The sequence below is a fragment of the Microbulbifer maximicatervae (SeqCode) genome, from assembly GCF_052468295.1.
Genome location: NZ_CP174340.1, coordinates 4,489,850 through 4,515,230, shown reverse-complemented (window position 1 = coordinate 4,515,230; position 25,381 = coordinate 4,489,850). Strand labels below are relative to the sequence as shown.

Genomic DNA, 25,381 nt, shown 5'->3' with positions numbered 1-25,381 from the left:
ATTTGCGGGGCTTTCAGAAGTCGGTTAAATATATCGCGCTTTGAAGCCTAATGGCAGTTCCCAGTGGGATTCCCTTGTGTCCCTCAAGGGCGGGCGATGCGTATGACAGAAGGGAGGTTGCGCAGGCGCTTCATAACCCGCGCCAAATGTACACGGCCACTGACTTCCAGGGTCAGGGAGATCACGCTGTTGTGAGCATCCTTCTCATCCACATTGATCTGCTCGATGCTGGCGCCCTCTTCCGTAATACGAGTAGCCAGTCGGGCAATAATCCCTCTCTCTGACTCGACTTCTACCCGCACATCACCAAGGAACTCCCCTGTCACATCCGGCGACCAGTTCACCAGCATGATGTTTTCCGGATGCTCGCGAAAATCACCGATATTGCGGCAGGTATCGCGGTGTACTACTACGCCCTTGCCCGAGCTGATATGGCCGATAATGGCATCCCCGGGAATAGGACGGCAACAGCGGGCAAAACTGATCATCATGCCCTCTTGGGCATCGATCGTTAAGGGAGAAGAGATATTGCTGGCTTCAGTCTCTTCACTGGTGACGGGCGCGAGTAATTTAGCGGCAGAGAAGGCCACTTTACTGCCCATACCTATCTCTTCCAGCAGCTTGTCCAAAGTTGCGCATTTCGCTTCTTTGAGGCCCGCTTCTAATTGCTCTGGTGATAGCGTGTCTAGGCTCGTATCGAACTTACTGAGTGCTTTTTCCAGTAGGCGCCGGCCCAGGGTTATGGAATCGTGGTGACGCTGGTGCTTGAGGAAGTGACGGATAGCACTGCGCGCTTTGGCGGTTACTACAAAATTGAGCCAGTTAGGGTTTGGCTGTGCAGTTTTGCGCGTGAGAATCTCGACTTTTTGCCCGCTTTCCAGAGGTTGGGACAAAGGGGCCAGGCGCTGATTGATACGCACGGCAACACAGGAGTTGCCGATATCCGTGTGTACGGAATAGGCGAAGTCCACGGCAGTGGCTCCTGCGGGGAGGTCGACGATCTGCCCTTTAGGGGTAAAGACGTAAACTTCATCCGGGAACAGGTCAATTTTTACGTTTTCAATAAACTCTAACGAGTCGCCGGCGCGCTGCTGCATCTCCAGCAGTCCCTGGACCCAGCGCCGTGCGCGCACCTGGCTGGTGCCACCGGTATTGATCACCTCATCGCCGGAGGCTTTGTACAGCCAGTGGGCGGCAATGCCACTGTTGGCCATTTCATCCATTTCCTTGGTGCGGACCTGAACTTCAATGGGCACCCCGTGCATACCCAGCAGCACTGTGTGCAGTGACTGGTAGCCATTGGATTTGGGGATGGCGACGTAATCTTTAAACTCGGAGATTACCGGTTTGTACAGGCTGTGCATAACACCGAGAACCCGGTAACAGGTATCCACACTGTCCACAATGATGCGGAAAGCGTAGACATCCATTATCTCCTTGAAGGACTTCTTCTTGGCGCGCATCTTTTGGTAGATGCTAAATAGGTGCTTTTCCCGGCCAATCACCAGAGAGCTGATGCCCTCCCGCTGCAAGCGTAGTTCTATAGCATTCTGAATTTGTTCCAGCAGCTCTTTGCGATTGCCGCGGGCGGCGACCAGGGCGGCGCGCAAGCGGCTGGCACGCAGTGGGTAGATGGCAAAAAAAGCGCGATCCTCGAACTCGATACGAACGTCGTTCATACCCAGTCGGTGGGCGATGGGTGCGTAGATCTCCAGCGTCTCGCGGGCAATACGGGCACGCTTCTGCGGTTTCAATGCGCCGAGAGTGCGCATGTTGTGCAGGCGGTCGGCCAGTTTGACCAGAATCACGCGGATATCGCGGGCCATGGCTAGCGCCATCTTCTGGAAGTTTTCCGCCTGCTTTTCTGCCGGGCTGTCGGTCTCGAACTGGGTTAGTTTGGAGACCCCATCGACCAGGTCGGCAACCTCTCCACCAAACTGCTCGGCCAGAGCTGCCTTGGGGATACCCGTATCCTCGATCACATCGTGCAACATGGCTGCTGCCAGGCTCTCGTGATCCATATGCATGCCCGCGAGAATAGTGGCAACTGCCAGCGGGTGGGTGACATAGGGCTCGCCGGAACGGCGCTGCTGACCATCGTGAGCCTGCTCCGCGTAAAAATAGGCGCGGCGAACGATTTGGATCTGGTCGGGGGGAAGGTATGAGGAGAGGCGGTGGGCCAAACTATCTATGGTGTGCAATGCCGCGCGCGCCTCTCGTAAAACTCAAAAAGTACCCAGTAAGAGACCTGATCAGACTTGCTGATCTGTTAGGTAGTTGGGTGCAACGATAGGAGCAGGTGCCTCTTCGCGTTCCGGCTCGTCGAGGATGGCGGCATCCACCAGGCCCTCTTCGATTTCGCGCAGGGCAATTACCGTGGGCTTATCGTTTTCTTCGGGAACCAATGGATCCCTGCCGCCTGTAGCGATCTGACGGGCGCGTTTGCTGCCGACGATAACGAGCTCGAAGCGGTTGTCCACATGCTCAAGGCAATCTTCAACGGTAATACGTGCCATAAACTTTCGTTTCCATTTGCTGTGCCCGAAGGCAAATTCTGTACAGGGGACCGGCTATTTTACCGGACCGGGAAATGTATGCAATTCGATCAATTGGTTCAGTGGCGCAACAGTGCCTGAAGTAGATCGCCGTGGCGCAGTTGCTGCAGCTCTAAGCGCTGTCGCTGGGCAACGATAATGGCACGCAGCTCTGTTAACGCTTGGTCGAAGTTGTCGTTGATTACCAGGTAATCTGCGGCGACATAATGGGTCATTTCGTCGATGGCCTGGTCCATACGGCGATCAATGACCGCTTGATCGTCCTGACCGCGTCCGGTGAGGCGCTCGCGCAGGGCTTCCTGGGACGGAGGCAAAATAAAAATACCCACTGCATCAGGGCGCAGGCGACGAACCTGTTCGGCCCCCTGCCAATCGATTTCCAGGATAACATCGCGACCACTGGCAAGAGTCTCTTCGATCTCAGCTTTGGCGGTGCCGTAATAATTATCGCCATAAACTTGGGCGTGCTCAAAAAAAGCATCACGCTCCAACATTGCCAAAAATTCTTCTCGCTCGACAAAGTGATAGTCAACGCCGTGAGTTTCGCCTGGGCGCATGGCACGAGTGGTATGGGAAACCGATACGGTAACCTGGCTGTCGCTGTCTACCAGCGCTTTGACCAAGCTGGTTTTTCCTGCACCGGAGGGAGCGGAGACGGTGTAGAGGGTTCCTGTTTGCACAACTGATCCTGTTCGCGAGCAAAGAGCCCATTATAACCGAAGCTTGCGTCTGGAGATGAAAGAGTGTCATGAAGGGACAAGGCTAGCCCCCGACCGGAGTGGGGGTATCTGTTGGGAGATTCAGGGCGCGTTACCACCTGCGCGCCTGGGCCCGGCCGGGATAGCCTCGCGGGAGTTTCTCAATCACCGCCAACCACCTGTGATTAAGGGGATCTCCCTGTTGTTAATCGCTAACGAAAGTGACTCTATCCTCTTTGCGCCGGGTTGCCAACCACCACCATACCAAAGAGCTTGCGAGCAAGTAGGATATGAAGAGTGGTACATATGTATTGTTTAGTAGCGGAATAGCGCAGATGAGTGCTGCGAGCCTCAAAGTTTCGAGGCGCCCTGAAATAGGATGACCATCCAGTATCCTTCCATTAATTGCCAGGCAAATAATCAAGGCAATAACCGAGCCCATAAGTTGCCAGAAACTCAATACGCTGGTGAACCAGAGGAGAGATAAGGTTGTGGCGGTGTAACAGAGGTGTTGTGCGAATGCGTAGTTGCGCAAACCAGGGCTAATTTCAGGGTTGAAACGTTTAAAGTTTGTCAGATCGGTAGAGGCTACTGGCATGGATTTTTCTACATCTGCGGGTCTGTAGCCGGTGGGGCGGAACCAAAGAGTGCACTTGTCCCACCAGCTTTTCGTATGCCAGGCATCAATGGCCATGCGCTTTAAGTGTTGTAAATTGGCTGCTACAGGATCAAAGGTATTCAGGGGCTTACGCACACCGTAAAGACAGGGCTCAGTTTCGAGTTCCTGCTGGTAGGTGCCAAATAAGCGATCCCAAAGTATTAATATTCCGCCGTAGTTTTTATCTACGTAGACAGCGTTCTGGGCGTGGTGTACCCGGTGATTCGAGGGGGTAATGACAAACCACTCCAACCAGCGGATCTTGGGTATTTTTTGTGTGTGAACCCAAAACTGGTAAATAAGATCAATTGCGCCGGCGACAATAACAATTTCTGCCGGCAAACCAATCAATAGAAGCGGTAGATAAAATATCCAATCCAGCTGTAGCCCCCCCGAAGACTGGCGCAATGCGGTGCTCAGGTTGTAGTCCTCACTCTGGTGGTGCACCAGGTGTTCTGCCCAAAAGATGTTTACCTCGTGACAGATACGGTGCTTCCAGTAGTAGCAGAAGTCGTATGCGAGAACCGCCAGGGCCAGGTGCCAGGCATTGTCGATAGACCAGTTGAAACCAATCCATTGATAGTAGGGTTGTAGCAACGTAAACAGCGGGATATAGATAACGAGGAATAAGCTTTTATAGGTAAGCCCGATAATACGATTGAGAATCCCCGTGCTGAGATTGCCAATAGTGTCATTCAGCCTGTAGAGCCCCCAGCCTTTCCAGCGATCCAGGGCGAACTCCATAAGCATGGCGGTCAGAAAAAATGGAATGGAGAAAGTAAGCAGGTCCACAGAAACCCCATATTTTTATTATTAGATAGCGTATCTATCGAACTCTGCCACACGGCTACTGGGCCGCATATGCCAGTGAAGCATGGATTCTGAAATCAGTCAGTATTCGCTAAAGGGATTTTGACGTAATTAACTTTCAGGTTTACAAAAGTGGTGCCTGATTGGCACTAATCAAAAGATTGGCAAGAGCATGCGATACGTCGAATTGGTACTACGGCTAGGTGTGACTTTTGATGTTTAGGCATGGTTTTCTTCGTGAAAGGATTTTCTTTGGAGTTTATAAATAGAAAGACCGGCAAATGCCGGTCTTTTTTTACTCTGAACGGGTCGTTATTTACTCGCTAGCTTCCGCTTCCAAAGTCACACCGCTGTAGGATTCATACCCATAGACACTGATGTACCAGGTGCCGGAATCCGGGTTGCTAATGGTGCAGCTCTCCTCGTTACCCCAGAGGTATGGACGACAGTCATATCGACGCAGAGTAGGATAGTTACCGTGGCGCACGTAGAGATCAACTTCGCCAGAGCCACCGGACATCTCTATAGTAAGGGTGGAAGTCCCCGACTCAACATCAATGGTGAAGTCATTCCAGCTGCCCTGGCTGCCAGAAAGGTTAGTTTCTGTCCAACCTGAACCATTACTGCCACTGTCGTCATCGTCGTCGCCGCCATTACCACTATCGTCGCCGCTCGCCATAGCTACAGCTGCTGCCGCGTCCACAATACCGGAGCCGCAGTTGTTGCAAGAAGAGGGGAAGCTGCGAGCGGTGCTGGTGAGGATCGACTCAACTTCATCCGGAGTAACGTCGGGGTTAACCGAATAAATCAGCGCTGCTGCGCCGGCGACATGGGGGGCTGCCATACTGGTGCCCTGGCTGTAATAGTAGCTATCGCTGCCCGCATCGGTAGAGCCGTTGTTGTAGGTGGAAAGGATACCGTCGGAGTCGTTTGCGAAGCTCTGTGCGCCACCGGGTGCAGCGACATCAACCACATTGCCATAGTTGGAGTAATAAGAGCGGCCGCCGGTACGGTCAGTTGCCGCAACGGTAATAACCCCATCACAGCTGGCAGGCGAGTATTGGCTTGCGTTGGCACCACTGTTACCAGCGGCGACAACCACGGTAGCGCCGAGGCTGCGCGCAGTGTCGATAGCGCTTTGCGTGGTAGTGTCACAGCTACCGCCACCGCCGAGGCTCAGGTTCAATACTTGGGCTGGGTTTTGGTTGCTTGGTAATCCGCTGACAGAACCACCGGCACCCCAGATAATGCCGTCGGCAATATCAGAGGTATAGCCACCACAGCGTCCAAGCACACGAACGGGCACTATCTTCGCATCATAGGCTACACCGGCGATACCCATGTTGTTGTTAGTAACCCCGGCAATGGTGCCGGCTACATGGGTGCCGTGCCAGCTGCTGTCGCTCTCGGAGGGGATGCTCGGATCGTCACCGCAGGCTTTATCTGTATACCAATCCCCTGGGTCAGTGGGATCGTCATCACGTCCATCTCCATCTACGGAGACGAAAGTGTCAGAAATCATATCGTAGCCTGGTAGGATATTGTCTACCAGATCGGCGTGGGGGAGATAACCGGTATCGAGTACGGCAACCACTACGCCATCGCCCTGGGTAACGTCCCAAGCTGAGGGCAGGTTCAAGCCGCCGGTGGACTCGTAGTAATGCCACTGGCTGAGATAGCTCGGGTCATTGGGCTCGGCCATCGCTTTCATAATCAGGTCCGGCTCTGCGTATTCCACATCCGGATCCTGTTTCAGGCGATCGATGATCGCGTTTACTTCAGCTCTACTTTTACGGCCTTCCAGGCGCATTACCTGGGCGCCAGTGGCCATACGGCGGAGGTGGCGCATCTTGTGGCCGGCGCGACGGGAAGCTTTTTCGACCGTCTCTGTGGCCATGGTGGCCGCCTTCCCAACTTTAGCGCTCTCCTTGTACTTTACGATGATGCGGTCGGTTAGCAGTGTTTTTTCCGCGTCCGCTGCGTGAGTAGCGAAAGAGGTAGCACACAGTAACGAAAACGCACTCGCCAGAGTCGTCTTTTGCAAAAGACTTTTCAATGATGATTTCATTATTGTTATATCTCCGAGATATTTTAAATCCGGCTATCAGTATTCCGATAGGCCGGAGACTCCTGAAAAACTCCGCACTAACAAAATAAATTTGCTTAACGGATAGGCCTTGAAACTGTCTTTCTCACAGTCGGTAAGTCAGTTTGACCAAAATTGGTACCAAAGTTTCAAAATGGTACTTCTTTATAACGTTCGTGAAATTATTATCCTCAGCTTAAGCCTTTAAATTTGTGTGGCTTTTGGCGACAAATTTATAAGTTTTGGGAAAAAAATCTGATAGTGAGAATTTATCTACGGGAGAGATGTGGAGGGGTTCACAGGGGGGAAACTGGATAATAAGCGAATATTTTCAGATAAAAGAATTATCGTGCGTAGAAAAGATGAATCGCTAAACGCTTCTTAGTGACGTGTACGTAGCATTTACGTAGCTTGGCTTTGGGGCCTGTTTCCTGAGGGTACCCCAGTAATGAAAACCTTTGCTGGCTACCACTGGGGTTTGAGGTTGAAAGGTTGGTGTTAGGACTTGTGTTTATCTGGCCTTGCTATAACTGGGAACTTTGGCCCACAGCTTTGCAGCCAGCAATCCAAAGATAAATCCAAATAGGTGGGACTCCCAGGAGATAAAACCACCCCGTGGCAAGACACCGAAAATAAGCCCTCCATAAAGGATGGCTACCACAATAGATATTAATAAACGGCTAAATTTCCTGCTGATAAATCCCGCAAGAAGCAAAAAGCCGAAATAGCCATAGATAACTGAGCTAGCTCCCAAATGATTGCCCCTGCCTGCAAAAAGCCAAACGGCCAGTCCGGTGGTGATCACAACGAATAGGGTCACTTTAAGGTAAGTTTTTACCCCGTACTGCAACACTAAAAAACTGAAGATGCACAGAGTGAATATGTTCGAGAAGAAATGCCAGCTATTTCCATGCAGTAATGGTGCAGAAAAAATATGGGGGAGGTGGTTGATTGAGCGGGGAACAATACCAAAGTAATTAAGCGATCGGCCGCTCAGAATATTAATAATCTCAATTGCAGCAAGCACTAAAAAAATAGCGCCGACCCACTTCAGGTTGTGTCGCATAAATATTCCTTAAAGGGTGAGCTATCACAAATCCCCCTCTCTGGTGGCAAAGGGGCATCCACAGTCTCGGTGAGAATGCCCCAGAGGGTTATTCGATGTTTTGTACTTGCTCGCGCATCTGCTCGATCAATACTTTGAGCTCTACCGCAGCCTGGGTTGTGTCAGTAACCACAGACTTTGAGGAAAGGGTGTTGGCTTCACGGTTAAATTCCTGCATCAGGAAATCAAGCCGACGGCCGATTGATCCACCGCCGGCTAAAACCCGACGTGTTTCAGAAGTGTGCGCACTGAGGCGATCGAGCTCTTCATCCACATCAGCCTTCTGGGCCAACAGGACGATCTCCTGCTCGAGCCGGTCCTTGTCCAGCTCCACTTGCAACTCTTCCAGGCGGCTGCGCAGCTTGTCTCGCTGTGCCTCAAGAATTTGGGGAAGCAGTTCTCGAACCTTGGCCACCTGCTCTTCGATTCCCTTGAGTCGGGCCTCAATAAATTTGGCTAGCTCAGCGCCTTCTCGTTCACGGTTTGCGCGCAGCTGTCCCAGTGCCTCGCGAAAAGCCTCCAATATCGTTGCCGACTGTTGATCGGTATCCGCCTCCGGTTCACTGATAACACCGGGCCACTGGAGAATTTGCAAGGGATTGAGTGGTTGAACATCCTCGCCACCCGCTACCTGTTTTGCCGCTTGAATCAGTGCCTGGGCGAGGGGTTGATTGATTTCCAGCCCAGTGTCTTCGGCGCTATTGGTCTTCAGGCTCAGGGTCAGTTCAATTTTGCCGCGGGACAGTGTTTTGCGTAGCGTATCGCGCAGTTGTGTTTCCAGGGAGCGAGCCGCTTCGGGCAAACGGAAATGTGGTTCCAGGTAGCGATGGTTGACCGAGCGCAGTTCCCAGATAGCGGTGCCGTTTGCGTAATTGGCCTCGGCGCGTCCAAAGGCTGTCATGCTGCGCACTTTGTTCTGTTCCCGTTGACTGGCCATAGCTGATCCCCTACAGGCGTATTAATCGGCCCGGCATAATAACACAGCGTTTGGATCGCCATGCTGGGGTATATAATGCGGGGCTTTCATTCAATATTTGAGGTGGACTATGCAGCGTCCCAGTGGCCGCGCCCCTGCGCAATTGCGCCCGGTAAAAATTACCCGCAACTATACCCGTCATGCGGAGGGGTCTGTGTTGGTGGAGTTTGGTGATACCAAGGTTTTGTGTAATGCCTCTCTATCCAGTGAAGTCCCAAGGTTTTTACGCGGCCAGGGCAGCGGTTGGATTACTGCAGAGTACGGCATGCTGCCACGCTCCACAGGCTCTCGTATGCCCAGGGAAGCGGCCAAGGGCAAGCAGAGTGGGCGCACCGTGGAAATTCAGCGCTTGATCGGGCGCTCACTGCGAGCGGCGGTAGACCTGGAGAAGCTGGGTGAGAATCAAATCACCGTCGATTGCGATGTTATCCAGGCCGATGGTGGTACCCGAACTGCAGCAATAACTGGTGCCTGTGTGGCATTGGTTGATGCCCTGCGTCATATGCAGCGAGAGAAAATCATAGCCGATGATCCGCTCAAGAATATGGTAGCGGCGGTATCAGTGGGAATTTATGAGGGGGAGCCGTTACTGGACCTGGATTACCCGGAAGACAGTTCAGCGGATACCGATATGAATTTGGTGATGGCCGAAGATGGCGGCATGATCGAGGTTCAAGGCACTGCAGAGGGTGAGCCATTTACCGAAAAGCAGTTTGCGCAGATGCTGGGGTTGGGCAAGGCGGGTATTGATGAATTGATCGCTTTGCAAAAGCGGGCGCTGGACGAGTAAAGCAGCCGCCCCTTGGTTTGTATCCGGCCCTCTCTCAATAGGGAAGGGGCCGGAACTCCGTGTGATTCAGACTTCGATTTCGTAGTCCATGATGACCGGCAAGTGGCTGGAGAATTTCACATTCTTATTGATTGCACCGTACTCAATGCGATTTTTTAGACCGTGAGAGACGATCTGCATATCAGTACGCCAGCCATCTCCTTCTCCGACAGTACCGCTGGGCCACCAGCTAAATTCGTCGGTATCTTTTACTACACGGCGAAAAGCATCGACATAGCCAACATCATTAAACAGTTGGTCCAGCCAGCGCTGTTCGTGACGCATAAAGCCGGGAGAATCCTGATGATCCTGCCAATTCTGTACGTCTGCACGACGGTGAGCCATGCCCCAGTTACCACAGAAAATAAAGTCGCGGCGTTTGCGGCTTATTTTTAGCAAGTGCGCCTGCATGTCCTCAAAGAATTGGACTTTTTTCTCTAACGACGTCTCATCGGAGGCGACTGGCGCGAGCAGAGAGCCAACGCTCAGTCGCTCGAAATCCGCCTGTAGATAGCGGCCGTACATATCTTCACCATTGGCGAAGCCCATGCCGAATATGATGGCTTTGGGCTGGCTGCGGGTGTAGATAGCCACACCGTTTTCGTGGGGAGTTCCCGAGTCGAAAAAGTAACTGTAATAACCGTCGGGGTGAAATATTGGGTGGTCCAATTCAGGCTCGAGAGAGCGCAGGTCCTGAAGGCAGATAATATCTGCGTCCTGCTCCGCCAACCAATCGTAGAGACCGCGTTGGGCGGCCTGATGAACGCCGTCTACCGACAAGCTTACTATTCGCATTATTAGCCCCTTACCAGCGGACTGTGTATCATTAGAAACATTATATGCATGCCTACCCCCGGGAATGCTACGGGGAGGTCTCCCTTCACCTTAGCCAATAGTTAACAATTTTCCATGCAGCAATATCAGCGCGATTTTATCCAACTTGCCCTGGATCATCAGGTTTTGTGTTTCGGCGACTTCACATTGAAGTCGGGCCGTCAAAGCCCCTACTTTTTCAATGCCGGCCGTTTCCACACCGGTGCTGCACTGGCAGCGCTGGGACAGGCCTATGCCGAGGCGATAATCGCTTCGGGAGTGGAGTTCGATGTCATTTTTGGGCCGGCCTACAAAGGTATCCCGCTGGGTGCGGTGACTGCTGTGGCTCTAGCCCAAAAGGGGATCGATAAGCCTTTCTGTTACAACCGAAAAGAAGCCAAGGATCACGGTGAAGGCGGAACCTTAGTGGGTGCGCCGCTTAATGGCAAGGTTTTGATTATCGATGATGTTATTACTGCGGGCACAGCCGTGCGCGAAGTGATGCAAATTATCGAATCTCATGGCGCAGAGGCGGCGGGAGTTGTGATTGGTCTCAACCGCCAGGAAAAGGCTAGCGAAGATTGTGAATTCTCCGCTATCCAGCAAGTTGAGAGACAGTACAATATTCCTGTGGTCGGCATCGTGCAGTTAGACGATGTGATTAGCTTTCTCGAGCAGGAGTCGAATGACAGCGATACTCTGCAGAAAATTGTGGACTACCGGCAGCGCTACGGTGTCGCGGGTCAATAAATTTTGTCCCCCCTAGCCGTGGGCCGGTTAATTTAGAGAGAAGAGCGATGCGAGTCGCCCCTTTAGTACCTCTATTGGTCAGCACCCTTTTGATGTTGGCTGTAGAGGCTTATGGCAACAATAGCCGGGTTTTGTATCGATACACTGATCACCAGGGAGTCCTGGTGATCAACGATGCTATTCCACCGGAATTTGTTCCAAATGGATATGAGATTCTCACTCTTACCGGTCGTGTAGTTGAAGTAGTTGCACCGCAGCTCAGTCCTGAAGAGTACCAGGCCCAGCTTAAGTTGGAGGCCCAGCGTGAGGCGGATCGTAAGTTGCTCAAGCGCTATAACAGTATTGCGGATATTGAGAGTGCTCGGTCGCGCAAGTTGGCTGTCGTAGAGCAGGATATGGCTATCATGCGGTCAAATATCAGCAGTCTACGCCGGCAAATTGCCCAGGAAGAAGCCTCTGCTGCGCGCACGCAGCGGGGCGGCCGTGAGGTGGCTCCCGAATTGTTGCAGAGAATTGCTGATCTACAAAAAGAAATGGAAGTGCTTGAGGAGCGCCTCAGCCGGCGTGCGGCTGAAGCGGATACCATAGGGGTTGATTTCGATAAGGCGGTAGCCCGCTATACCGAACTTAATGCTGAGAGCTAGCTAATTTCTCAATGCCTGAATAATTTCGGAGGGCTACCGCTAAACAGCCCTCATGAGGAAATGGTTATCTGGCTGCAGCCACTGTCTCACGGAAGAAACCAGCCGTTAATACGGGCCACTGTTCTGCCCAGTACTCTGTAGGCTTACGCTTAAAACCGCTGCGCACGTATTGGACGATGCGCCCCTCCGCGCTCGCCAAAAGCAGGTTGGCAGCACCACCGAGAGGAAGAGTCGGGCGCAGGTGTTCGCGCAATTCGGCTTCGCGCAAGATCTGTCTAATTTGGGTTTCCAGTCGATCAAACAACTGCAGGATTCGTCCATGCAGCCTCTCAGTTTCACCGGTAAGCGCGTCGCCTGTAAGCAGGCGAGTGATTCCTGGATTGCGTTCACAGAACGCCAGAAGAAGCTGCAGAATTTTCTGGCAGCGATTGAGAGCCGAGGGCTCCTCCTGCAGGATCATTGCGATACGGCTGAAAATGGTCTCCTCAATAAATTCGATCAGCCCTTCAAACATCTTGGATTTACTGGGGAAGTGACGATATAGCGCGGCTTCAGAGAAACCAACTTCCTTGGCCAGTGCTGCTGTTGTAATACGTGCGCCGGGACTGACTTCCAGCATATGTGCTAGAGCTTCCAGGATTTGTTGACGCCGATTGATTTTTTCGCTGCTCATTGACTGCCTTTGGTCCGCTTGGGGGGCGGAATTTAGTTTTGCTCTTGTCGTCTTATTTTGACGGCGGCGGAATCCTACCGATTCGCCGGGCTGTCTTCAATTGCCAAGGGGCTAGTGGTCCACAGTTTGCGCTTCTATGTTGGTAATCAGGGTACCCACGCCTCGATCTGTAAATATCTCGAGCAATATGGCGTGGGGCACACGGCCGTCGATGATGTGAGCGGAATTTACCCCATCCTGAACAGCGTCCAGAGCGCAGGTGATTTTTGGCAGCATGCCGCCATAGATGGTGCCATCCTGAATTAAGCTCTCTACTTCATTGGTAGTCAGTCCGGTGAGAACCTCCCCCTCCTTATCCTGCAGACCGGCGACGTTGGTGAGTAACATCAGCTTTTCTGCTTTCAATTCCTCGGCGATTTTTCCAGCGACGAGATCGGCATTAATATTGTATGAAACCCCATTGCCGTCGACTCCGATCGGCGCGATAACCGGGATAAAGTCGCTGTGAACCAGCATATTGATCACATCAATATTAACTTTCTCGACTTCCCCTACCTGGCCGATATCAATGATTTCAGAGGCATGTAGTCCCGCACTCTCATTTTTTCGGGTCAACTTTCGCGCTTTAACCAGCAATCCGTCTTTACCGGTGATACCTACCGCGCGGCCCCCATTTTTGTTAATCAAATTGACGATCTGTTTGTTGACGGTGCCCCCTAACACCATCTCTACAACATCCATGGTTTCGCTATCGGTGACTCTCATTCCGTCTACGAATCGGGACTCAATACTGAGCTTGTTTAGCAGCTGCCCGATTTGAGGTCCGCCACCGTGCACTACCACTGGGTTCATACCTACCAGCTTCATCAGGATAATGTCTCGCGCGAAACTGTTTTGTAGTTGCTCATCCACCATGGCGTTGCCACCGAACTTGACCACAATAGTTTTGCCTGTAAAGCGCTGGATATAGGGCAGTGCTTCATTGAGGACCTGGGCACTTTTCAGCGCAGAGTTTAGATCTAGGGACATGGGCAGTTCCTTACACAGGGCGAAAGGGAATCAGGTTTGGGGTCCTGAATTGAGTCGCCAACGATTTAAAGCAAATGTGGTGGATTGTTTTCTAAGCAATAGGGGCAGTGGCCCGATGGCGGCGCAGTCTATTCCGCCGTTTTATCTTAATCGAGCAGCTGCCAGTCGGGTACAGTAATTGCGGGAGCAATCTTTCTGAGCTGTCCCATCACCTCAGTACGGATGCGCTCCAGGGCCTGTTCATTTTCAGCCTCAAAGCGCAGGGTTAGTGCGCTAGTGGTATTGGAGGCACGTACAAGCCCCCAGCCATCGGGAAACTCTATACGCAGGCCGTCGATAGTATTGATATCGGCATTGCCAAAATTCCCCTTATCGCGCAGCTGGTCTATCAGTGAAAACTTCTCAGCTTCTTCTACTGGTAGCAGGATCTCAGGGGTGCTGTGCATTTTCGGCAAGGTGTCGAGGAGTTCATCAAGACTTTGTTCGCGCAGTGCCATAATTTCTAGTACCCGCGCAGCAGCGTAGATACCATCGTCGAAACCAAACCAGCGGTCCTTAATAAAGATATGTCCGGAAAGCTCGCCGCCCAAAATGGCTTTGGTCTCCAACATCTTGGCTTTCATCGGAGAGTGTCCGGTCTTCCACATAATGGGGCGGCCCCCATACTGGCTGATTAGCTGGGATAAACTGCGACTGCTCTTAACGTCGAAGACAATATTTTCTCCCGGATTGCGCGCAAGGATATCCCTTGCCAGCAACATAACCAGTTGGTCTGCCCAAGCGATACGGCCGCTGCTTGAAATTAGGGTAACACGATCACCATCACCATCCAGGGCCACGCCCAGATCTGCTCCTGTAGCCAGAACCTTTTCAGTCAAGGCTTCGAGGTTTTCTGGCCTGGAGGGGTCCGGTGCGTGATTGGGGAAGTTGCCATCCACCTCACAATAGATCGGTGTTACTGCACAGCCGAGCTGCTCAAAGAGGCGGGGAGCCAGGTTAGAGGTGGCGCCATTGCCAGCATCGATAACCAAGTGCGGTTGCCCGGCGAGGGCGACATTATTGAAAACTTCATCGATATATTTATCGGTGATTTCTTGCTCCCGATTGGCGCCTTCCCCACTTTTGAATGGGCCTTTTTTCATCAACTGGTAGAGCCCCTGCAGTTTGTCTTCCGCCAGGGCGCGACCTTTCAGTACGATCTTAAAGCCGTTGTATTCCGCAGGGTTGTGGCTTGCGGTAACAATGACCCCGCTACTGGTATTTTTTCCTTTCGCACAAGCGTAATAGAGAAGTGGTGATGGAATCAGGCCGAGATTAATAGAGTTGCAGCCACTATCTAGAATTCCCTCAATCAGGCACTGGCTAAGTGTCTCACTGCTATTGCGTCCATCTCGGCCAACTAGTAAGAGATGTTCTCCAGCGTGCTGTGCCAGGGTGCCGAGCGCTCTACCTAGTTGATAGGCAAAAGGTTCGTTGATTTCCTGCCCGGCGATTCCACGGATATCGTAGGCACGGAAAACATGCTGGGGATACTCAGAGGTCAGAGGCAGCTCGGGCTTGTCATCGTCACTTTTTGGCAAGTCCTTTGAACTATTTTCTTTTTCTTCGCTTTCTGAGTTCTCCGAATCAGAGTCCGAGATACTGGGTGCTGAGGCCAAGCTCTGCGGCAGAAAATCTGTATTGGAAGCCTGTGTAGTTCCTCCATCAGAGGCTTGTGGGTGCGCCTTATTAAGCTCGCTGCCACTAGCATCCTTACTTCTTTCCCATGGGGCTCTCGAATCGCGAGGTAGGAATTTCAGTAGGGCGAATAGGCTCACCAATATTCCAATACCGGCTCCGATGTAAATCCAGGATGTGGGCAGACTGTGCTGTTCGACAAAGGTTTGGGAGGGACTGAAGTGGAGGCTTAAATAGCTGTCCTCAAGTTGCTCTACAGTGTTGTAGCCTTTTCCTATGCCTGCGCGCCACAGTGTTTGTCGGTGGGCATCGGGAAACTTCTGCATTAACTGAACTTGTCCATGACTACCGCCCAGACTTTTTAAAATGTTTTCCAGCACGGAAAAGGGTTGGGTAGCCAGTAGTTGTTCATTTTCCAGGGTGATAACACTATGCAGTTGCCAGCTATTTTCCACACCGGTACGCAGTACTTCCATCGGTTGCTCAGGTGTTTCCTGACTGCGCTTTAACAGATCGACCAAGGCAAAGTTCAGGGAGGGATTTTGCCCTGAGCCCACTCGAACCTGTTCGGAAGAAAAGGCCTGGAGGGAGACCTGCTCAGGTAGTTTGGTAGATTCAATCAGAGTTGCTGCAGGGAGCTTCCTTGATCCAAGGGCCTGCAGGCGCTTCGAATAGTCTGCGACGTAAGACTGCACGACTTCAGCTAGTTCGGCAGTTTTTTGCTTGGCGGCTAGCTCAATCTGCGAATGATTGTGGGGTATTACAAGATACTGGATTAACAGATAGGCACCGCCCAGCCAAGCGACAACTACTAATAATAACGGTAAAAATAACCCTTTCTGCATGGTACCGCCTGGTTTCTTTTTGTTGTTGGAGCCCACAGATATCCCTGATTTGAGCGTAAATGTTGTCACTGAGCCTTGGAGGCGATGAGTTCAATGAGCTGTCGGGCTAGGTCGGTCTTTAATGCGGGAGCCAGTCGGCTCTGACCACCCGCATCTATCACAGTGACAGCGTTGTGATCGCTGTTAAATCCCGAATCCGATTGGCTCACATCGTTGGCAATGATCATATCGAGGTTTTTCCGCTGCAGCTTGCTCTGGGCGTGGGCGAGAACCTGTTCTGTCTCTGCGGCGAACCCGATAGTGAAAGGCCGTAGCTCAGTACGCGTGGCTATGGCTGCAACAATATCGGGATTTTTGATGAGGGCAATTGCATCATCATCTTGCCCGTCTTTCTTTTTGATTTTCTGCTCAGCGACTTGGGCCGGGCGGAAATCAGCAACGGCTGCTGCACTGATAAAGATATCGCAGTGATCGGCGGCACTTTTGGCGGCCTCATACATATCCTGGGCGCTGATAACATCGATACGATTGACCTTTGGTGGCGTATCCAAATTTACGGGGCCGGCAATCAACGTCACTTCGGCACCGGCACTCTGCGCCGCCGCAGCCAGGGCGAAGCCCATTTTTCCAGAGCTGTGGTTGCTAAGGAATCTCACTGGGTCAATGGCTTCCCTGGTAGGGCCGGCAGTGATTACTACTTTGCGGCCCTGCAGTGAGTGGCTTGTGTGAAACAGGGATTCAGTGTGTTCCGCCAGGTTTTCTGGTTCCAGCATACGGCCGGGGCCCACGTCGCCACAGGCCTGGCTACCCGCGCCTGGGCCCCAGAATATGACTCCGCGCTCCTTTAGGGTCTGAGCATTGGCTGAGGTAGCTGCGTGGCGCCACATGGCTTGGTTCATGGCTGGTGCCAGGGCCAGGGGGGCTTCGCTGGCCAAACAAAGGGTGGTTAAGAGGTCATCAGCCATACCGGCAGCCAACTTTGCCATTACCTGGGCACTGGCTGGAGCAATCAGGATAAGGTCAGCCCATTTCGCCAGTTCGATATGACCCATAGCGGCTTCTGCCGAGGGATCCAACAAGTCTATATGCACCGGGTTAGCGGATAGCGCCTGAAAGGTCAGTGGCTGTACAAACTCCTGTGCTCCGGCGCTCATTACCACTCGGACATCGGCACCGCGCTCTTTGAGCCGGCGAACCAGGTCGGCACTCTTATAGGCGGCAATTCCACCGCTGATACCTAAAAGTATGCGTTTGTCGGCCAGAGAGGACATAAATGCTGTTTCCGATTTGGTGCGAGCCGGTAAGATTAGCATTTCTGTGTCGTTTCTTATAAGACTGCAGTAGTGCTTCAAAGGTGCAGCGTGGAAGAGGTGTTCAGTAGATGTGCGATAGATAAGACACTGACTAACTGGGCTACAAATGAAAATAAAGGACTGGCCGGCAGGTGAGAGGCCTCGGGAAAAGCTGTTGGAGAAAGGGGCTGAAGCCCTGTCGGATGCAGAGTTGTTGGCAATTTTTCTGCGCGTGGGGCTACCCGGCCTCTCAGCAGTGGATCTGGCCAGGAGACTTCTCAATGATTTTGGTGGCTTGCGCCCTCTATTAGAGGCCGAGCGAGATGACTTTTGCCGCGCGCGAGGGCTCGGCGACGCCAAGTTTGCACAGTTGCAAGCGGCGCTGGAAATGGCCAAGCGGCACTTGGCGGAAACCATACAGCACGGCAGCGCACTGTGCAGTCCCGGAGCGGTCAGGGATTACCTGGCAATCCAGCTCAGGCACCGGCGCAGGGAAGTGTTCTGCTGCCTCTACCTGGATAATCAACACAGGGTAATCGCTTTTGAGGAGTTGTTCGAGGGGACTCTGAATGCGGCGAATGTCTACCCGCGCGAAGTAGTACAGCAAGCGCTGCTGAAGGGAGCTGCGGCGGTTATTTTGGCGCACAACCACCCGTCTGGTGTCAGTGAGCCCAGCCAGGCAGATATCTGGATTACCGAGCGTTTGACCCAGGCACTAGAGCTGGTGGATATTAAGGTTCTGGACCATTTGATCGTCGGTGAGGGCAAGGCGCTATCCTTTGCAGAGCAGGGATTGATGTAAAGGTGTCGTTCCCGGCGTTGAAATGTTGTACAAAACTTGCTCCCTACGGGCTCTTTTGGTATAAAACGCCGCTCTTTGCGGCCGGGCCAGATTCTGCACAGGTTCCGCCGCCATCCAGGAACCGGATTAGAATCCCGATTTTTATGTTCCCGCACTACCTTTTCCTCTTCAGGATTGGCGCCATGCGGGCACAAGCGTTTTGAAGAGGCCAACAGATGTCCAAGGTATGTCAGGTAACCGGTAAGCGTCCGGTCACCGGAAACAATGTATCCCACGCTAAGAACCGCACCAAGCGTCGCTTTGTGCCGAACCTGCACAGCCACCGTTTCTGGGTTGAATCCGAGAAGCGTTTTGTGAAGCTGCGTGTTTCCGCGAAAGGCATGCGCGTTATCGATAAGAAAGGTATCGACGCTGTTCTGACTGAGCTGCGCGCCCGCGGCGAAAAAGTGTAACGGCTGTAGCCCAGCTAATAGATTGGAGATAGAGCAATGCGTGAGAAGATTCGTCTGAATTCCAGCGCCGGTACTGGCCATTTCTACACCACTACCAAAAACAAGCGCAACATGCCTGAGAAAATGGAGATCAAAAAGTACGATCCCGTTGTACGCAAGCATGTAATGTACAAGGAAGGCAAAATTAAATAATTGCCTACCGCTACTGTACAAAAAAGCCCGGTTCTAACCGGGCTTTTTTGTGCGTATTGGAAATTGAGCAGCCAGTTTACACAGGGTAACTCCAGAAGATGCCAGAGCTCCCAGAAGTAGAAACCACTCTCAGAGGCCTGCAACCTCACCTGGAGGGGCATAAAATTCGCTCCGCAAAAGTGCGCCAGCACCAGTTGCGCTGGCCCGTGGAAGCAGACTTTGAGCGCCGTGTCCGCAATGCCCGGATACTGAAGTTGGAGCGCCGGGCCAAGTACCTGCTGGTGCACACCGATAAAGGCTGCGCTATCTGGCACCTGGGGATGTCTGGCAGCCTGCGAATGGTCGAGGCTGCACAGGCACCGGAAAAGCATGATCATATCGACTGGCGCCTGGATAGTGGTCTCACACTGCGTTACCGCGACCCGCGCCGTTTTGGTGCCCTACTGTGGACAGTGGCGGACCCACTGGCCCACGACTTACTCAGCCATTTGGGCCCAGAGCCTCTCTCGGAAGAATTTAGTGGTGACTATCTGTTCGAGACTTCGCGCAAGCGTAAGCAGTCTGTCAAAACCTTCGTCATGGATGGCCGTATCGTTGTGGGGGTGGGTAATATTTACGCCAGTGAATCTCTTTTCCTGGCGGGCATTCGCCCAGATCGACAGGCCGGTTCTATTTCCAAAGCCCGATACCAGCGCTTGGCTGAGTCCATAAAGCAGGTTCTCAGTCAGGCAATCGCCCAAGGTGGGACTACCTTGCGGGACTTTATTGGCGGCGATGGAAAACCTGGCTATTTCGCCCAACAGCTAAATGTTTATGGCCGTGCGGGTGAGTCCTGTCCCGCTTGTGGCCGAGCAGTCAAAGATATGGTTTTGGGCCAGAGAAATACCTTTTTCTGCTCTAGCTGCCAACGTTAAATCGCATCCTTCTGGCAGCTTTAGACAATACTAATATCATCGTATTGCCGATAAGGAGCTGCTTAGTGGTCATGATATTGCCTTTTCTTACGGTCACCCTGTCGATTTGGGCCGTTTGGAATGGTCGTCGCCGCTCTGCAATGGGCTGGTGGTTGTTGACCTTGCTGATCTTCATTATGTGGTGTGGATATCATATGACGCGAGCACTGTCGCTGTCTTTCTAGGGACCGTGCCCATGATGGTGTTTATGGTCAGAAGGCTGGATAGCTTGGCGCTGTTAGCGGTAAGCATAATCCTATGGATTGCCTTGATCATGGAGTTGGCATCTCACCAACACCCCTGCCCTCTCTGTCTCTTACAACGTGTTGCCTTTGCCATGATTGGCATGGGATTGATGTTGAACCTGCGCTTTAGTATTCGTGCAGAGCATTACGGCGTTGTTATTCTTTCGTGTCTGGCCGGTCTGGCTGCTGCTGTCAGGCAGGTATTGCTGCATATCACCCCTGGCGATCCTGGGTTTGGCAGCCCAGTATTTGGCTTACATTTATACACTTGGTCTGCGCTGATTTTCTTTGTCTTACTGATCTACTGTGGCGTTGCATTAATGTTTGGCTTTAAGCGGCGAAGTTTTGCCACGAGAGAGTTTACTTTGATTGAAAAGTGCATTGCCATCTCGTTCTTCATTGTCGTGTTGGCCAATTTAGTCGCGGTTCTCCTCGAGTGCGGTCTGGGTCCCTGCACCAGTGGGTCATTTGGGTATCACTGGTTGTGGTCTCGAGGTTAGGCACACAAATGTGTCCGAGCTTTCTACACTTTTCCTGATAAGACCCGAGTCCCGGGGAATTGCGGAAAACTGTGAGGAGTCCCTATGCGCCTGGCCTGCCTGCTCATTTCACTATTGTTAATTGCTTGTGAACGAGCTGAATCCCCCTCGCCGGCCACCAGTGTTGAAACCGCCCAGCACGTTTTAAGGAATGCGTATATCTATACCGTCGACCCGGCCCGCAGTGTTGCCTCGGCAATGGCTATCCGCGATGGGCGCATTGTTTATGTGGGTACAGATCGGGGGGCAGAAGCCCTTGTAGGAGAGGGAACAAAGGTCACTGATCTCAGTGGAAAAATGGTATTGCCCGGTTTTATTCAGCAAATACCTGATGTTGGTATCAGTGACAGTTTGGATTTATCCACATATAAAACTGTAGAGGGGTATGAGAATAGCGTTCGTAAATTTATTCAGGCCAACCCCGAGAAGCAGCTTGTCGTTGGCAGCGGCTGGCGTCATGTCATTTTTGCACCACACAGACCACATAAAGCAATATTGGATCAAATAAATGATTTGATCCCCATTATTCTTTTCTCAGAAGATGGCGCCAGTGTATGGACTAACTCTGAAGGTATTGCCGCAGCTGGCATTGATATGGAGTCTAATTTTTCTGAGGGTGGTAGAATCGAAAAAGATGAAGATGGTCTTCCCATCGGTATTTTTCATGGTCGTGAAGCGGTGGAGGTTTTTTCCCGTCTGATACCCGTAAATAATGAGGGTGAAAAACCAACTCGAAGTTTTTCAGAGATTAAGAATATTGCGGCCAAGAGAGGCGTAACTACTTTTTTTCAGGCTGTAATGCCGCTCAATGATTTAAATAAATATCTCAGCGCTTTCGATCGCCCACTATCGTCAGAGAAATTAAGTTTGCGTATCCGAGCATCCTTTGAAATAGCGATGGATGTCACTGGTAAAAAACTTAGAGAATTGCAGAAGGTTGCAGAAAAATATTCCGACGATGATTTCAAGATCAATTCGGTTAGCCTGAAAGCTGACAAGGTAGGTTTAGGTGATCAACGTGATTCAGGCCTGTCGAGTGAACTTATTTCCAAGATAATTGCTCGTGCTAATTCACATAATTTCCAGTTTTACCTGGATGCTAAGAGTAATAAAGAGTTGGCAGCTCTACAAAAACTTATACAGATATCTCTGGATGGTGGCAGGGAGTTGGGATTGCGTAACACCCTGCTTAATATCAGTTCGGATAATGCTGGGAGTGTATTGTCAGCTGATAAGGAAAAACCGATTTTATTGCTGTCAGTAGCAGCGCGCTCAAAAGTTTCTCCAGATGATAAAAGTTACTTAACTGAAAGTCGAAAATCTAATACAGAGCCTCGTCATATAGCCGTGGTTATGGACTCGGGATATGTTGCCGGGAGAGAGGTGTCACCAATCCAGAACATCCATGCTGGAGTCAGTAACCAGATATCATTGGAGACAATGATTGAAATGTTCACTTTTACCGGTGCTGTTACGAATCACCTGGAGCAGGATACCGGTAGTTTGGAGGTGGGAAAGTGGGCGGACTTTATTGTTTTGGACAAAAACCTGTTTTTAATTCCGCAGCGAGATATTGGTAATGTCCAGGTGATACAGACTTATTACAAAGGTCAGAAAGTCTATGACCGCAGGCGCTAAGGAGAGAAAAAACCGAGGGGAAGTGCGCCCCTCGGCTGATCAAAGTTAACGCCCTTGGGCGCTGCCCTCGCGGCGGGGGTCGGCTCCCCCGTACAGCTTGTTATTTTGCAAAGCGATGGCATGGATACCACTGTTGAGGCCCCTTTCGACAACCTCGTGTCCACGGGCTTCGAGTTTCTCGATAGTATCGGGGCTGAAAAAGCCGGGCTCCAATTCGACCCTCTTACCGATAGCGCCGATATTTCCCGCAGAAATCGCTTCGGCAATCGGCATATTCAAGCCCAGATGGTAGAGAATGGTGCGCGCGGTGTAGTCAATAATTCGTGAACCGCCGGGGGAACCCACCAGAAGGCGCATGCTGCCATCTTTGTTGAAAACGATGGTGGGGGACATGGAAGAGCGCGGTCTCTTGCGCGCTTGAATGCGGTTGGCCACCCGCTCCCCACTACTGTTTTTTGGAGTGAAGGAAAAATCGGTGAGCTGGTTGTTGAGCAGGAAGCCCTTCACCATCAGGCGCGACCCGAAGCCGGTTTCAATACTGGTCGTCATACTGACACCATTACCGTAGCGGTCGACAATCACTAAATGACTGGTGTTGGGCAACTCTGGCGACTGGGCCATCACCCGCTTCACCCCGAGTTCGGCTGGGGTACCCGGAGTCGCAGCTGTGGCGGAGTCCGGGTCGATTAACTGCGCGCGGCGAGCCAAATAATCCCTGGACACCAGTGATTTACTGGGTACTTGGACAAAGTCGGAATCACCGGAGTAGGTGTTGCGATCGGCAAATGCCAGTTCCGAAGCTTCGATAAATAAGTGGGTGAGCAGATCACTGCCAGGCTCGAAGCGCTCCAGAGGGAATTGTTGCAGCATGCCCAGGATGCCGCCTACTGTGGTACCTCCGGACGACGGGGCATCCGCACCGCACACACGATATTCGAGAAACTCCGAACACAGGGGCTGGCGCTCCTTGGCTCGGTAGCTAACCATATCTTCGAGGCTCAGGAGCCCTGGGTTGGCACTGTCATAGCGCACAGCTTTGACGATAGCCTTGGCAATGTCGCCGTGATAGAAGGCATCCGCACCGCCCTGGGCAATTGCCTCCAGGGTTTCCGCGTAGGCCGGGTTCTTCAAGTTGTGACCCACCGGCAGGGGCTTGCCATCACTGTTGAAGAAGTAGCTGGCAATTTCCGGTCGAGCAGCCACCTTCGGCATGCGCAGTAACAGCTGGTGAAGGCGCGGTGAGATCTGAAAGCCGGATTTGGCCAGGTGTATGGCCGGCTGAAATAACTGCTCCCAGGGTAACTTGCCATCGCGCTCGTGAGCCATTTCCAGCATTCGCACAACACCGGGAACGCCGACCGAGTAGCCGCCGATTACAGACTCAAAAAATGAACGCGGCTTGTTGTCGCGGATAAAGTAATTTTCGTCTACCTGAGAGGGGGCTGTCTCGCGCCCGTCGTAGTACTTGAGCTTCTTTGCCGCAGCGTCATAGCTGAGCATAAATGCCCCGCCACCAATCCCGGAGGATTGTGGTTCTACCAATCCCAATACCATCTGAGCGGCAATGGCGGCGTCCACAGCGCTGCCGCCCCGGGCGAGAATCTGCTCGGCAGCCCGGCTGGCATGGGGGTTGGCAGTGACTGCCATATAGAAGTTGGCCGTTGAGGACTTAACGGCTGTGCGACCGGTATCAAACTCCGGTTGTGGTTCATCGGCAAAAGCGAAAGCGGGACTCAGAACCAGTGCAAAAGCGGCGAGAAAGTTGCGCACGTAACACTCCGCGGATTGTGGATAAATCCGCTCGAGTGTATCAGAAATAGCCAGATTTCGGCTTAACGAAATTTCTCTTCCAGCGCGCTTTGTACAGCAGCCGGAACAAACTTGGTGACATCGCCGCCCAGGGAGGCAATTTCACGTACTAAAGAGGATGAAATGTAGGACAAATGTTCTGCCGGTGTCAGGAACAAGCTTTCCATATTGGGCGCTAACTGGCGGTTCATATTGGCCAGCTGGAACTCGTATTCAAAGTCGGACACCGCGCGCAGACCGCGCAGTACGCCATACGCATCTACCTGGCGCACCAGGTCGGCGAGCAGGATATCGAACCCAATGACTTCGACATTGGGCAGGTGACCGAGAACTTTTTGTGAAAGTTCTACCCGCTCCTCTAAGGTGAACAGGGGGTTTTTGCGATTGCTGGCAGCCACAGCCACGATAACGTGGTCAAACAAGCGGCATGCGCGCTCCACCAAGTCCAAGTGACCATTGGTGATGGGATCGAAGGTTCCGGGATAGACGACTTTTTTCATACGCCAGGGCTTAAATGCGGGCCGAATGGGATGCGAATGGTAAACAATTTACGGCTAAGGTCAAAACCGAATCTTTTTATTCTTCCCTAAACCGATGGGCCGGTGCGGCGAAACAAGCGCATACACACTTGTCCCGCACGTTTTTCTTTTTCCTGTTCCCAGCCAGGTATTGATGCAACCGCTGTGTCTCGCTGTGTTTCCACATAGATTAATGCATCCTGCGAAAGGTGGCCGGACAGGGCGCCTAGAGTTGCCTGCCAAAGATTGTCAGCAAAAGGGGGATCGATAAATACGAGGTCGTATTTGCTTCCATTACTTCCGAGGAACTCTTCCGCACTACAGTTATGGACTTTGGCTTCCCGGGCGTTTAACTGTTTTAACTGTTCCGCCAGGGTTCGCGCAGCGCGAGTATTCAGCTCGACAAAATCTACGGAGCCGGCGCCTCGGGATAGCGCCTCCAGACCCAGGGCTCCTGAACCGGCAAAGAGGTCCAGGCAGCGGGCGTCGGGCAGGTAGAACTGTAGCCAGTTAAACAGAACCTCCCGCAGTCGGTCGCCGGTAGGTCTCAAGCCCTCCACTGGGGCAAACTGTAATTTTCGCCCGCGCCACTGTCCGCCAATGATGCGCAACTGTGAAAGGTTTTGCGGGCTTTGCTTTCGGGATGAACTTCTGGCCAAGGTAACTCTCTACTGGGGGCTTAGCGATGCTAAGATTAGCGTCTTTCTGCAAGCGGTACATCCGGACATACGAATGATTTTTGACTTCCTGCGCAAAAAGAAGAAGCGCAAGCCCGAACAAAGTGAGCCCCAGC

At 52.3% G+C, this 25,381-nt stretch carries 25 protein-coding genes; 10 read left to right on the top strand and 15 right to left on the bottom strand.

The genetic code is table 11. The features are described from left to right. Positions 1 to 83: 83 nt before the first annotated feature. From spoT to ACJJIQ_RS20020, 7 genes are all read right to left on the bottom strand, one after another. Positions 84 to 2,201, bottom strand: coding sequence for a bifunctional GTP diphosphokinase/guanosine-3',5'-bis pyrophosphate 3'-pyrophosphohydrolase (gene spoT / locus ACJJIQ_RS20050; protein WP_445362844.1), 2,118 nt, complete (start codon positions 2,199 to 2,201; stop codon positions 84 to 86). Between the two features lie 51 nt (positions 2,202 to 2,252). Next, positions 2,253 to 2,516 carry a DNA-directed RNA polymerase subunit omega gene (rpoZ, locus tag ACJJIQ_RS20045; RefSeq protein WP_413663830.1) on the bottom strand — a complete coding sequence of 88 codons (264 nt, stop codon included), beginning with the start codon at positions 2,514 to 2,516 and terminating at the stop codon, positions 2,253 to 2,255. Positions 2,517 to 2,614: 98 nt separating this feature from the next. Then, positions 2,615 to 3,235, bottom strand: a complete 621-nt coding sequence (gmk, locus tag ACJJIQ_RS20040) for a guanylate kinase (protein ID WP_413663829.1) — start codon at positions 3,233 to 3,235, stop codon at positions 2,615 to 2,617. Positions 3,236 to 3,458: 223 nt separating this feature from the next. After that, the gene (locus tag ACJJIQ_RS20035) at positions 3,459 to 4,703 is read right to left on the bottom strand and encodes a sterol desaturase family protein (protein ID WP_445362843.1); all 1,245 of its coding nucleotides are present in this window, start codon (positions 4,701 to 4,703) and stop codon (positions 3,459 to 3,461) included. Positions 4,704 to 5,037: 334 nt separating this feature from the next. Further along, a complete protein-coding gene (locus tag ACJJIQ_RS20030) occupies positions 5,038 to 6,789 on the bottom strand; it encodes a S8 family peptidase (protein WP_445362842.1) in 1,752 nt (583 codons plus the stop codon). Positions 6,790 to 7,318: 529 nt separating this feature from the next. Continuing rightward, entirely contained in the window at positions 7,319 to 7,873 is a 555-nt protein-coding gene (locus ACJJIQ_RS20025) for a rhomboid family intramembrane serine protease (RefSeq protein WP_445362841.1), read from the bottom strand. An 88-nt stretch (positions 7,874 to 7,961) separates the two neighbouring features. Then, positions 7,962 to 8,849, bottom strand: coding sequence for a YicC/YloC family endoribonuclease (locus tag ACJJIQ_RS20020; protein ID WP_444915163.1), 888 nt, complete (start codon positions 8,847 to 8,849; stop codon positions 7,962 to 7,964). Between the two features lie 109 nt (positions 8,850 to 8,958). On the opposite strand from ACJJIQ_RS20020, the gene rph reads away from it, so the two are divergent. Beyond that, entirely contained in the window at positions 8,959 to 9,678 is a 720-nt protein-coding gene (gene rph / locus ACJJIQ_RS20015) for a ribonuclease PH (protein ID WP_444895659.1), read from the top strand. A gap of 66 nt (positions 9,679 to 9,744) precedes the next feature. Here rph and ACJJIQ_RS20010 read toward each other — a convergent pair whose 3' ends face one another. Then, the gene (locus tag ACJJIQ_RS20010; protein ID WP_413663823.1) at positions 9,745 to 10,512 is read right to left on the bottom strand and encodes an exodeoxyribonuclease III; all 768 of its coding nucleotides are present in this window, start codon (positions 10,510 to 10,512) and stop codon (positions 9,745 to 9,747) included. A 114-nt stretch (positions 10,513 to 10,626) separates the two neighbouring features. Here ACJJIQ_RS20010 and pyrE point away from each other — a divergent pair, with 114 nt between their 5' ends. Both pyrE and ACJJIQ_RS20000 read left to right on the top strand, forming a co-directional pair. Next, positions 10,627 to 11,280, top strand: coding sequence for an orotate phosphoribosyltransferase (gene pyrE, locus ACJJIQ_RS20005; RefSeq protein WP_413663822.1), 654 nt, complete (start codon positions 10,627 to 10,629; stop codon positions 11,278 to 11,280). 47 nt (positions 11,281 to 11,327) lie between these two features. Further along, positions 11,328 to 11,924 (top strand): hypothetical protein, encoded by a 597-nt coding sequence (locus ACJJIQ_RS20000; protein ID WP_445362840.1) that lies wholly within the window; start codon positions 11,328 to 11,330, stop codon positions 11,922 to 11,924. Between the two features lie 64 nt (positions 11,925 to 11,988). Here ACJJIQ_RS20000 and slmA read toward each other — a convergent pair whose 3' ends face one another. From slmA to coaBC, 4 genes are all read right to left on the bottom strand, one after another. Further along, complete coding sequence (slmA, locus tag ACJJIQ_RS19995; protein WP_108735025.1) at positions 11,989 to 12,597, bottom strand: nucleoid occlusion factor SlmA; 609 nt, start codon at positions 12,595 to 12,597, stop codon at positions 11,989 to 11,991. A gap of 111 nt (positions 12,598 to 12,708) precedes the next feature. Further along, positions 12,709 to 13,626 carry an acetylglutamate kinase gene (gene argB, locus ACJJIQ_RS19990; RefSeq protein WP_413663820.1) on the bottom strand — a complete coding sequence of 306 codons (918 nt, stop codon included), beginning with the start codon at positions 13,624 to 13,626 and terminating at the stop codon, positions 12,709 to 12,711. Positions 13,627 to 13,772: 146 nt separating this feature from the next. After that, complete coding sequence (locus ACJJIQ_RS19985) at positions 13,773 to 16,148, bottom strand: phosphomannomutase/phosphoglucomutase (protein ID WP_445362839.1); 2,376 nt, start codon at positions 16,146 to 16,148, stop codon at positions 13,773 to 13,775. 65 nt (positions 16,149 to 16,213) lie between these two features. Continuing rightward, the gene (gene coaBC, locus ACJJIQ_RS19980) at positions 16,214 to 17,419 is read right to left on the bottom strand and encodes a bifunctional phosphopantothenoylcysteine decarboxylase/phosphopantothenate--cysteine ligase CoaBC (protein ID WP_445364834.1); all 1,206 of its coding nucleotides are present in this window, start codon (positions 17,417 to 17,419) and stop codon (positions 16,214 to 16,216) included. Between the two features lie 148 nt (positions 17,420 to 17,567). Here coaBC and radC point away from each other — a divergent pair, with 148 nt between their 5' ends. The 7 genes from radC to ACJJIQ_RS19945 all read left to right on the top strand — a co-directional run bounded on the left by radC (position 17,568) and on the right by ACJJIQ_RS19945 (position 22,261). Beyond that, positions 17,568 to 18,242, top strand: a complete 675-nt coding sequence (gene radC / locus ACJJIQ_RS19975; RefSeq protein WP_445362838.1) for a RadC family protein — start codon at positions 17,568 to 17,570, stop codon at positions 18,240 to 18,242. A 215-nt stretch (positions 18,243 to 18,457) separates the two neighbouring features. Beyond that, positions 18,458 to 18,694, top strand: a complete 237-nt coding sequence (gene rpmB / locus ACJJIQ_RS19970) for a 50S ribosomal protein L28 (protein WP_020413982.1) — start codon at positions 18,458 to 18,460, stop codon at positions 18,692 to 18,694. Between the two features lie 36 nt (positions 18,695 to 18,730). Next, a complete protein-coding gene (rpmG, locus tag ACJJIQ_RS19965) occupies positions 18,731 to 18,886 on the top strand; it encodes a 50S ribosomal protein L33 (protein WP_020413983.1) in 156 nt (51 codons plus the stop codon). 98 nt (positions 18,887 to 18,984) lie between these two features. After that, positions 18,985 to 19,800, top strand: a complete 816-nt coding sequence (mutM, locus tag ACJJIQ_RS19960; protein WP_445362837.1) for a bifunctional DNA-formamidopyrimidine glycosylase/DNA-(apurinic or apyrimidinic site) lyase — start codon at positions 18,985 to 18,987, stop codon at positions 19,798 to 19,800. A gap of 71 nt (positions 19,801 to 19,871) precedes the next feature. Continuing rightward, positions 19,872 to 20,024, top strand: coding sequence for a DUF5993 family protein (locus tag ACJJIQ_RS19955; protein ID WP_282934619.1), 153 nt, complete (start codon positions 19,872 to 19,874; stop codon positions 20,022 to 20,024). A gap of 11 nt (positions 20,025 to 20,035) precedes the next feature. Further along, a complete protein-coding gene (locus ACJJIQ_RS19950) occupies positions 20,036 to 20,584 on the top strand; it encodes a disulfide bond formation protein B (RefSeq protein ID WP_445362836.1) in 549 nt (182 codons plus the stop codon). A gap of 84 nt (positions 20,585 to 20,668) precedes the next feature. Beyond that, on the top strand, positions 20,669 to 22,261 hold the full coding sequence (locus ACJJIQ_RS19945) for an amidohydrolase (RefSeq protein ID WP_445362835.1): 1,593 nt from the start codon (positions 20,669 to 20,671) through the stop codon (positions 22,259 to 22,261). Positions 22,262 to 22,306: 45 nt separating this feature from the next. On the opposite strand, the gene ggt is transcribed toward ACJJIQ_RS19945, so the two are convergent. The 3 genes from ggt to rsmD form a co-directional block, all read right to left on the bottom strand. After that, positions 22,307 to 24,031, bottom strand: a complete 1,725-nt coding sequence (ggt, locus tag ACJJIQ_RS19940) for a gamma-glutamyltransferase (protein WP_413663814.1) — start codon at positions 24,029 to 24,031, stop codon at positions 22,307 to 22,309. Between the two features lie 62 nt (positions 24,032 to 24,093). Beyond that, complete coding sequence (gene coaD / locus ACJJIQ_RS19935; RefSeq protein ID WP_282930647.1) at positions 24,094 to 24,570, bottom strand: pantetheine-phosphate adenylyltransferase; 477 nt, start codon at positions 24,568 to 24,570, stop codon at positions 24,094 to 24,096. Positions 24,571 to 24,656: 86 nt separating this feature from the next. After that, positions 24,657 to 25,247 (bottom strand): 16S rRNA (guanine(966)-N(2))-methyltransferase RsmD, encoded by a 591-nt coding sequence (rsmD, locus tag ACJJIQ_RS19930; protein ID WP_445362834.1) that lies wholly within the window; start codon positions 25,245 to 25,247, stop codon positions 24,657 to 24,659. Positions 25,248 to 25,381 lie beyond the last annotated feature (134 nt).

Coding starts and splice junctions, on each gene's coding strand:
- coaD (WP_282930647.1), bottom strand. CDS start 24,570: ATGAAAAAAGTCGTCTATCCCGGAACCTTCGATCCCATCACCAATGGT.
- ACJJIQ_RS19985 (WP_445362839.1), bottom strand. CDS start 16,148: ATGCAGAAAGGGTTATTTTTACCGTTATTATTAGTAGTTGTCGCTTGG.
- ACJJIQ_RS20000 (WP_445362840.1), top strand. CDS start 11,328: ATGCGAGTCGCCCCTTTAGTACCTCTATTGGTCAGCACCCTTTTGATG.
- ACJJIQ_RS19945 (WP_445362835.1), top strand. CDS start 20,669: ATGCGCCTGGCCTGCCTGCTCATTTCACTATTGTTAATTGCTTGTGAA.
- rpmB (WP_020413982.1), top strand. CDS start 18,458: ATGTCCAAGGTATGTCAGGTAACCGGTAAGCGTCCGGTCACCGGAAAC.
- argB (WP_413663820.1), bottom strand. CDS start 13,626: ATGTCCCTAGATCTAAACTCTGCGCTGAAAAGTGCCCAGGTCCTCAAT.
- rpoZ (WP_413663830.1), bottom strand. CDS start 2,516: ATGGCACGTATTACCGTTGAAGATTGCCTTGAGCATGTGGACAACCGC.
- ACJJIQ_RS20030 (WP_445362842.1), bottom strand. CDS start 6,789: ATGAAATCATCATTGAAAAGTCTTTTGCAAAAGACGACTCTGGCGAGT.
- ACJJIQ_RS19950 (WP_445362836.1), top strand. CDS start 20,036: ATGATGGTGTTTATGGTCAGAAGGCTGGATAGCTTGGCGCTGTTAGCG.
- ACJJIQ_RS20025 (WP_445362841.1), bottom strand. CDS start 7,873: ATGCGACACAACCTGAAGTGGGTCGGCGCTATTTTTTTAGTGCTTGCT.
- mutM (WP_445362837.1), top strand. CDS start 18,985: ATGCCAGAGCTCCCAGAAGTAGAAACCACTCTCAGAGGCCTGCAACCT.
- ACJJIQ_RS19955 (WP_282934619.1), top strand. CDS start 19,872: ATGATATTGCCTTTTCTTACGGTCACCCTGTCGATTTGGGCCGTTTGG.
- slmA (WP_108735025.1), bottom strand. CDS start 12,597: ATGAGCAGCGAAAAAATCAATCGGCGTCAACAAATCCTGGAAGCTCTA.
- radC (WP_445362838.1), top strand. CDS start 17,568: ATGAAAATAAAGGACTGGCCGGCAGGTGAGAGGCCTCGGGAAAAGCTG.
- ACJJIQ_RS20020 (WP_444915163.1), bottom strand. CDS start 8,849: ATGGCCAGTCAACGGGAACAGAACAAAGTGCGCAGCATGACAGCCTTT.
- rph (WP_444895659.1), top strand. CDS start 8,959: ATGCAGCGTCCCAGTGGCCGCGCCCCTGCGCAATTGCGCCCGGTAAAA.
- coaBC (WP_445364834.1), bottom strand. CDS start 17,419: ATGTCCTCTCTGGCCGACAAACGCATACTTTTAGGTATCAGCGGTGGA.
- ACJJIQ_RS20010 (WP_413663823.1), bottom strand. CDS start 10,512: ATGCGAATAGTAAGCTTGTCGGTAGACGGCGTTCATCAGGCCGCCCAA.
- pyrE (WP_413663822.1), top strand. CDS start 10,627: ATGCAGCAATATCAGCGCGATTTTATCCAACTTGCCCTGGATCATCAG.
- rpmG (WP_020413983.1), top strand. CDS start 18,731: ATGCGTGAGAAGATTCGTCTGAATTCCAGCGCCGGTACTGGCCATTTC.